The organism is Microcystis sp. LE19-195.1E (assembly GCF_027532095.1).
In the GTDB taxonomy this organism is placed as follows: domain Bacteria; phylum Cyanobacteriota; class Cyanobacteriia; order Cyanobacteriales; family Microcystaceae; genus Microcystis; species Microcystis aeruginosa.
This window is the reverse complement of sequence record NZ_JAPZSZ010000098.1, coordinates 1-6,518: the sequence shown is the minus strand read 5'-3', so window position 1 is coordinate 6,518 and position 6,518 is coordinate 1. Positions and strand designations below refer to the sequence as shown.

The window sequence follows — 6,518 nt, the reverse complement described above, 5'->3', positions numbered from 1 at the left end:
TATTTCAAAAGCGAATATTTGAGGATCATTTACCTTAACACTCCAGTATTCACTAACTCCTAATTCTTCGTAGAGCAAGCGTTTATTACCTAAGTCATCATTGAGGGTAGATTTTGAGATTTCAATGACTAAATCTGGTGGAGGATACTGATTTAAATCAATAATCGAAGTCCCATTTGGTATCAGATTCGCTTTCTCTCCTAGATAGTAAGATATATCTGGCTGCACTTCTCTAATTCCTCTTTTGCGATAGGAACAAGTGGGGAGTCCTTGAAAAGGAATTTCTTTGAGGATAGCGTAGAGACTCACCCCCAAAAAGACAACATGATGATCTCTAGCGTGTTCAAATCCAATAGGAGTCATTTCTAATCGATAATAGCCATTGTAATAATAACTTTTTCCTTGATTCTCTGGGAGGTGGTTAATTGCTGCTAAGTATTCTTCCCAACTAGCTTTAATCCATCGGTCAGTTATCCCCCTAGTTTCTAACTGTTGCATAGTTATCCAGTCCCGCTTTCAACTTTTCCTCTAATTATAGCAACTATTGCTTAAATCAGAACCAGGGAACTGAGCAAGTATAATGATAGAATAGATTAATCGAGGAAAAATTAGCCCAATTATGACCACAACTTATGATTATATAATTATCGGTGGTGGTATCACCGGTTCTGCCTTAAGTTATGAACTAGCTAACCTAGGCAGTCGAGTCCTCTTATTAGAAAAAGAAACCCATCCCCTCAACGCCACTTTCTACAGTTACGGGGGTTTAGCCTATTGGTCGGCCACCACAGAAATCCAGAGAAAATTATATCAAGAAGGTCGAGAAATTCAGCGCAATTTATCGCAGGAATTGGGCATAGATAACGAATACCGGGACATAGAGCTAATTCTCACCGTTAACCCCGAAGATGATCCAGTCGCTGTGGCCGAAAAATTTGCTATCTTTGCTATTACTCCCGAAATTCTCGATCCGCAAGCAGCGATCGCTTTAGAACCTCTATTAAATCCCGCAGCTATCTCCGGAGTTTTACGACTGCCCCACGGTCACATCAACGCCGAAAAAACTAATCTTGCCTATCAACAAGCTTTTCTACGTCTGGGAGGCAAGATTATTCGGGAAGCTGTCATCGAATTAATTGAAACTGCATCGAGAATTACCGGCGTAAAAACTCCTAAAAATAATTATTATGCTGGGGAAACTATCGTTTGTGCGGGGGGATTAACCCGGTCTTTACTGCAAAAATCCGGTATTACTGCTCCCGTCTATTTTACCCATGCCCAGGTGATCAAAATTCCCCCCACTGAGATCAAATTCAACACCCTAGTTATGCCCGCAATTCCTGCTAGATTGGTATTAGAGCAAAAAATTACCCAACTAGAAAATCAGGGCATTTGGCAGAGAGAAACCCCAGAAATAATTGCCAGTGTTTTAGAAACGGGGGCGGTACAATTCCGGGATCAAAGCCTTTATCTAGGGCAAATTAGCGCCATTATCACCGATCCAGACGGGATTTTAAACCCTCTGGCGGGGGAAAAAGCAATACGCGCCGCCGTGGGGACATTGCTGCCTTCTTTAGCCTCTCTCCCCGGCAGCTGTCATCATTGCCTAGTGGCCTTTGCCCCCTCGGGACAGCCCCTAGTGGGAGCGATCGCCGATAAAGTGGGATTGCAGGTATTTTCTGGCTTTACCAGTACACTTGTATCGGCTCCGCCCCTAGCCCGACGTTTCGCACGTCATCTGCTGGGGGAAAATGACGAGATAATTACTAATTTAAGTAGTCGTGCAAAATTAATTTCCTAGTCGAGACAGGAGACTCCGAGACGGGGGACTCCGAGACAGCTATCAGGGATCAGATTTGAATTTTTAGTTCACTGTTTACTGATCACAACAAAAAGCGTTTGGCTGACGGGTGACGGCTTGGATGTGTAATTAATTTTGCTTAGGTACTTAACCAAATAATAGAGTTCTTGCATAATTAATTTTTGAGAGTGCAAAAATGATAAAAATAGACATAAAATTGCATAAAACTCCTAAATAGAGCATTTAATTGATTAATGCTCATTTTTAATTCTCCTGACGACCGGCTACTGGCTCCTGACTCCTCACCTAACGGAAGATTTTTGATTTTTGCAAGAGGTCTAATTATCGCCTCTTTACAAAAGTACTGATAGTTGCCATTAATCCTAATCGACTTTTTCCAACTGCCAAAGAATTTGGTTTCCCTCGCGTCTGACCCGGGAGATTACCCAATTTCGCCACGGCCAATGGTCGCCTCGACTGGTAACGGCACCTGGATTAATATCCATTAAATCGGCCACTTCGGCGCTGGTAATCAAATAACCTCGATTGGCCACTTCATCGGCAATGCGTAGGGTTTCGATGAGATTTCTTAGCTGGCCAACTCTTTCTCCCCGGGGTAATTGGATTTCATCGCCAGCGCTATTAGGTGGTTCATTCATAGTTAGGGTCTGGTCAAAGTTTATTAACAATTAAAAATTGTCGGTTGAGGCAAACAATCAAGCTTTCCTCTCGTTATTCTATCGATTCTATCAATAATAGTTGTCATCAAAACAGTCCTATCTTCTCGAATCTTACCGTCATATCTTTACTAAAACCCTAAAAACCTCTTGACAAAAAACACAAAATATAGTAAAGAAATCAGGGTAAGCTCATCTTAGACAATCCTTGACAAAATGAACTTTATCTGAGTTGCCTACCCACGATTCAGGCATATTTGAGGAGAATTCGCCATCTCAATTGTTGAGCAACAATCGACCAAATAGGTCGAGTTCCTAACTATTCTGATTGACTGGTATCACTTGAAATGCCCATGCTTATCACCAAATTGGCCAATTGTCAATAGGGTTTGAGATGCGCTCACCCTGGGGAAAGTAATCAGTTATCACTGATAACTGATTACTGATAACTGATTACTGACCTATGATAGCCGTTACCAAGCCTGAAATTTTACCGTTACTTCATCCCCTGATTGGACAATTAGCCACGGCAATTCTGTCCCACTGGGAAAATTATCTTGATTTGTCGCCCTTTGAGTTGCCGGAAGGTTTAGGCTATGTGGAGGGACGTTTAGAAGGGGAAAAATTAATTATCGAGAATCGCTGCTATCAAACTCCCCAGTTCCGCAAAATGCACCTAGAACTGGCTAAACTGGGCAATAGTTTGGATATCCTTCACTGTGTCATGTTCCCCCGTCCAGAATATCCGCTGCCGATGTTTGGATGTGATATAGTCTCCGGCAAAGCGGGAATCAGTGCCGCTATTGTGGATCTTTCTCCCACCAGTGGCGATAAAACCCTCTCTAGTGCCTATAATCAAGCTTTAGCGGCTTTACCTGGGGTCTATTTCGCTCAAGCTCGTGATTTGCCGCCTTGGGGTCATATTTTCTCGGAATATTGTCTGTTTATTCGTCCCGAAACCGCCGCCGAGGAACGACAATTTTTACAAAGAGTAACAGATTTCTTGACAATTCACTGCAAATGTGCTAAAGAAAGTCAGCCTCTTTCCGGGGAAGCGGAGCGCATTTATTTACAGGGACAACGGGATTATTGTAGTCAACAGCAAAAAAACGATAAAACTCGGCGTGTACTAGAAAAAGCCTTCGGTTGGGAATGGGCAGAGCGTTATATGACGGGTGTTCTCTTTGATCTGCCCGATTAAACTGAACTATCCCTTTCCCCCTTGATCCTAGGGTTGATTCATCGTAGGGTTGATTCATGAATCAACCCTACCTTCAATGGAGCCGACAATTTTTAACACCTACCTCTTATTTAGAGATTTTCTGCAACTTCATCGCTATTTTTCCCATTTTTGAACTCTCAAACCCTAATTAGGCCAGAAGTCTCTTGAAACTTAACAATATTAATAGACAAGGACAGGAAAATAATTGCTAGATTGATTTAGGTACAGTTAACTGTAACCGCGAGAACAAGAGAAAAAAAGCGGTTTTCCCAGGTAAAACCGCCAAAAAGCCCTAGCTTAATTTCTCGATTCTGACAATTAAATAAATATTAAAACAGCCGATGAATCTAACGAACTTTCCTTGGTTAACTGCCATCATCCTTTTTCCCATCGTCGCCGCTTTATTAGTTCCCATAATTCCCGATAAAGACGGTAAAACCGTGAGATGGTTTGCTCTGACGGTGGGATTAATCGACTTTGCCCTAATTATCTACGCTTTCTATAGCAGTTACGATTTCGCTAATCCCAATCTGCAATTAGTGGAAAGTTACCAATGGTTGCCCGAAATTGACCTAAGATGGTCTTTAGGAGCCGATGGCCTCTCCATGCCTCTGATTATCTTAACGGGATTTATCACCACTCTGGCTATCTTAGCGGCTTGGCCGGTGACTTTTAAACCGAAACTATTCTACTTCCTGATGCTGTTGATGTACGGGGGACAGATTGCGGTGTTTGCCGTACAGGATCTGTTACTGTTCTTCCTCGTCTGGGAATTAGAATTAGTCCCCGTCTATCTCATCCTCTCCATTTGGGGCGGTAAACGCCGTCTCTACGCGGCCACCAAATTTATCCTTTACACCGCCGGAGGCTCTCTATTCATCCTTGTAGCGGCGCTGACGATGGCTTTTTATGGCGATACCGTCTCCTTTGACATGGTGACTATTGCCGGCAAGGATTTTCCCCTGAAACTGCAATTATTCCTCTACGCCGGTTTCCTGATTGCCTACGGGGTAAAACTGCCGATTTTCCCCCTCCATACTTGGCTACCGGATGCCCACGGCGAAGCCACTGCCCCCGCCCATATGTTACTAGCGGGAATTTTGCTTAAAATGGGTGGTTATGCGCTCTTACGGATGAATATGGGGATGTTACCCGATGCTCACGCCGTTTTCGCCCCCGTTTTGGTGATTTTAGGGGTAGTTAATATTATCTACGCCGCCTTAACCTCCTTTGCCCAACGCAATCTTAAGCGCAAAATTGCCTATTCTTCCATCTCTCACATGGGATTTGTGCTGATTGGCATGGCTTCCTTTACCGATATTGGTACAAGCGGGGCGATGTTACAGATGATTTCCCACGGACTGATTGGGGCGAGTTTATTCTTTATGGTCGGTTGTACCTACGATCGCACCCATACCCTGATGTTAGACGAGATGGGCGGTGTCGGCAAGAAAATGAAGAAAGTTTTTGCCATGTGGACTACCTGTTCCCTCGCTTCCCTGGCTTTGCCCGGGATGAGCGGTTTTGTGGCGGAATTAATGGTATTTATCGGTTTTGCCACCAGTGATGCCTATAGTCCCACTTTCCGCGTCATCATCGTCTTTTTAGCGGCTATCGGTGTCATTCTCACCCCGATTTATCTCTTGTCCATGTTGCGAGAAATTCTCTATGGGCCGGAAAATAAGGAATTAGAAGAACACCATGCCCTAGTGGATGCGGAACCCCGGGAAGTCTTTATCATCGCTTCTCTATTAGTGCCAATTATCGGCATTGGACTCTATCCCAAAGTGGCGACGACAATTTACGATGCTACCACCAATAAATTAACCGCCCTAGCGCGTAATTCCGTCCCCAGTTTAGTCCAACAGGCAAAGGCAAAAACCCCTAGTTTCTCCCTTTATTCCCTAAAAGCACCCGAAATTTAAATGTAGGGTGGGTTAGGCGACGACAAGTTAAGCAGTTAACCAATAATTAAAAATTCGCCGTAACCCACCACATTATTGATCAAGAGAGGACTTATCAGGAATAAGTAGCTTTAACAGAAACAATATCTGACTTATTTCGGAACGCATAGCTCTGATCTCACCTTCAATCACATCAAAGCGTTTTGATATTGAATTCTTGTCATAATCAATAGGCATCGAGTCTTGAGTAGATAGATTGTTGAGTTTATTAGCAAGAGCTGCCCAACTATTAGCTTTTAATCCAAAATAATACTTAGCTTCATTTAGCGTTCTAAACTGCTGCTTAAGAGTATCAACAGTGAAGTTGATTGTCTGATAAACGCAAGCTTGGTTGTCTAGATCTTCCTCAACCATATCAACAACCTCACGAATAAGTTGATCGTGATTTTCACTAATCTGAGCGGCGGCTCCTAGTATACGAGAGGTCGCTTTAATCTGCAATTCAGTATCTTGTTGAAGCTGATCGGCAATTTTACGAACTTGTTCCCCCAATGTGCCTTTACGCTTTGGCTCTAGAGCAGGTGTTAACTCTTGACTCATGAAAAATCTCCTTTATTCCTGGACTTCCCCCGTATAAAAATACTAGCTATGGCTAAAAGTCTTACAGAGCCTGAGTTCAAGCAATACAATACCAATGAACTACTGGACACAAAATCCTGAAGTTCTTACGCCGATAGGGTTTGAGGCAAAAATTTTCAAATTTGACCTTTAGACCATTATAGCTTGTTTCGGGGCAGAAAATCAGCAAAAACATGGCTACAGAGGGAATCCCTTACTCTAGAGATTAATGACACTATCTGTTAAAATCAGGTTAGCGATCACTATACAGCCAACTCTACGGAATCGCTCTACTC

General features: G+C 43.1%; 6 protein-coding genes. 3 read left to right on the top strand and 3 right to left on the bottom strand.

Annotated elements, in window-relative coordinates:
- The coding region (locus O9300_RS06030; RefSeq protein ID WP_287970622.1) for a Uma2 family endonuclease at nucleotides 1–498 on the bottom strand (498 nt) is incomplete at its 3' end.
- A 121-nt stretch (nucleotides 499–619) separates the two neighbouring features.
- Here O9300_RS06030 and O9300_RS06025 point away from each other — a divergent pair.
- The gene (locus O9300_RS06025; RefSeq protein ID WP_287970619.1) at nucleotides 620–1,801 is read left to right on the top strand and encodes an NAD(P)/FAD-dependent oxidoreductase; all 1,182 of its coding nucleotides are present in this window, start codon (nucleotides 620–622) and stop codon (nucleotides 1,799–1,801) included.
- A gap of 383 nt (nucleotides 1,802–2,184) precedes the next feature.
- Here the strand turns inward: O9300_RS06025 and O9300_RS06020 are convergent, their stop codons facing one another.
- Nucleotides 2,185–2,460, bottom strand: coding sequence for a hypothetical protein (locus tag O9300_RS06020; RefSeq protein WP_287732459.1), 276 nt, complete (start codon nucleotides 2,458–2,460; stop codon nucleotides 2,185–2,187).
- 481 nt (nucleotides 2,461–2,941) lie between these two features.
- Here O9300_RS06020 and O9300_RS06015 point away from each other — a divergent pair, with 481 nt between their 5' ends.
- The gene (locus O9300_RS06015) at nucleotides 2,942–3,679 is read left to right on the top strand and encodes a phycocyanobilin:ferredoxin oxidoreductase (protein WP_287970617.1); all 738 of its coding nucleotides are present in this window, start codon (nucleotides 2,942–2,944) and stop codon (nucleotides 3,677–3,679) included.
- 362 nt (nucleotides 3,680–4,041) lie between these two features.
- A complete protein-coding gene (gene ndhD1, locus O9300_RS06010; RefSeq protein ID WP_002768562.1) occupies nucleotides 4,042–5,625 on the top strand; it encodes a photosynthetic/respiratory NAD(P)H-quinone oxidoreductase subunit D1 in 1,584 nt (527 codons plus the stop codon).
- A 72-nt stretch (nucleotides 5,626–5,697) separates the two neighbouring features.
- Here ndhD1 and O9300_RS06005 read toward each other — a convergent pair whose 3' ends face one another.
- On the bottom strand, nucleotides 5,698–6,204 hold the full coding sequence (locus O9300_RS06005) for a hypothetical protein (RefSeq protein ID WP_002768563.1): 507 nt from the start codon (nucleotides 6,202–6,204) through the stop codon (nucleotides 5,698–5,700).
- Nucleotides 6,205–6,518: the final 314 nt, after the last annotated feature.

Excerpts from the sequence above, each read along its gene's own strand:
- O9300_RS06020 (WP_287732459.1), bottom strand. The coding sequence starts at position 2,460 with ATGAATGAACCACCTAATAGCGCTGGCGATGAAATCCAATTACCCCGG.
- O9300_RS06015 (WP_287970617.1), top strand. The coding sequence starts at position 2,942 with ATGATAGCCGTTACCAAGCCTGAAATTTTACCGTTACTTCATCCCCTG.
- O9300_RS06005 (WP_002768563.1), bottom strand. The coding sequence starts at position 6,204 with ATGAGTCAAGAGTTAACACCTGCTCTAGAGCCAAAGCGTAAAGGCACA.
- O9300_RS06025 (WP_287970619.1), top strand. The coding sequence starts at position 620 with ATGACCACAACTTATGATTATATAATTATCGGTGGTGGTATCACCGGT.
- ndhD1 (WP_002768562.1), top strand. The coding sequence starts at position 4,042 with ATGAATCTAACGAACTTTCCTTGGTTAACTGCCATCATCCTTTTTCCC.